General features: G+C 54.5%; 1 protein-coding gene. It reads right to left on the bottom strand.

The window, feature by feature from the left end:
- Nucleotides 1-103: 103 nt before the first annotated feature.
- The gene (locus ACOCD2_RS21800; RefSeq protein ID WP_419588115.1) at nucleotides 104-595 is read right to left on the bottom strand and encodes a hypothetical protein; all 492 of its coding nucleotides are present in this window, start codon (nucleotides 593-595) and stop codon (nucleotides 104-106) included.
- Nucleotides 596-1,014: the final 419 nt, after the last annotated feature.

Raw genomic sequence — 1,014 nt, 5'->3', positions numbered from 1 at the left:
ATTCAGTTGTGGGGACAACTCAGTTTCGGGTTGTAACATGGGCCGTATCAGTCGTGACAGGCTGAGCCTATCACTCATGACCACGTCCTAAGGACGTGGGTTTCTACGCTAAACTAAAAAACACTGACCCGTCCTGCGTAACCGCCATGAAAAGCGAACCGTTCCATGCGATACCCTGGGTTCCAACGCCCTGCGCTTGCGCCACCGTCCAATGACGGCCATCACCGCTCGTAAATAAGTTGCGCGAAGACGAATCGGTAGTGACGACAAACAGGGATCCGCTCCAGGCTATGCCGCTCATTGAATCGGCCACGCTAACGCTTTGGGCTTCCCAGCTGCTGCCATCCGTGCTGGTCAGCACCGTGCTGTTCTCACCCACTGCCACAAAATACTTGCCGCTCCATACCACGTCTTTGAGATCGGCTGTCACACCCGAAGAACGTACCGACCAGTCCCTCCCGTTGCCACTGGTGAGAATCGCGCCATTGTTTCCTACCACGACGAATTCAGAGTTCCCCACGGCAATGCCATTCAACTGCACAGTCACACCCGAATTCTGCGCTGTCCAGGTGCTGCCATCGGCACCGCCGGTCACGATAGTTCCCTGCTCGCCCACGGCCAGAAAAATTGATCCATTCCAGACGACATCCCTGAGGGAATTCGTGATACCTGATGTTTGAGGAGTCCACAGAGCGCCATCCTCACTGGAGAGTATAGTGCCGTTGTCGCCCACGGCGACATAACGGGAGTCACTCCTGCTGGCCTGCCTCAGAGGTTCGCCTGTTGCGGCACGGGACAGAAACCACCAGTTTTTCCCGTTTGCGCTGCCAATGATAGTGCCTCTGTTACCCACGGCTATGAATTTCGAATCACCCCAGGCAATTCCAAAGAAACCATCACTATTTCCGGTATCATGTACCGTCCAGCCGTCCGCGCTGGAATAGACATGTGAATGACTCTGACCTATGGCTACGTGTCGGGTACCATGTGATTATATTCCAAAAAGGAGCTATC

Origin of the sequence: Thiolapillus sp. (genome assembly GCF_048562965.1) — a bacterium.
Taxonomy (GTDB): domain Bacteria; phylum Pseudomonadota; class Gammaproteobacteria; order Chromatiales; family Chromatiaceae; genus Thiolapillus; species Thiolapillus brandeum_A.
Note: the sequence above shows the minus strand (reverse complement) of the source record. Positions and strands in the feature narration are given on the sequence as shown.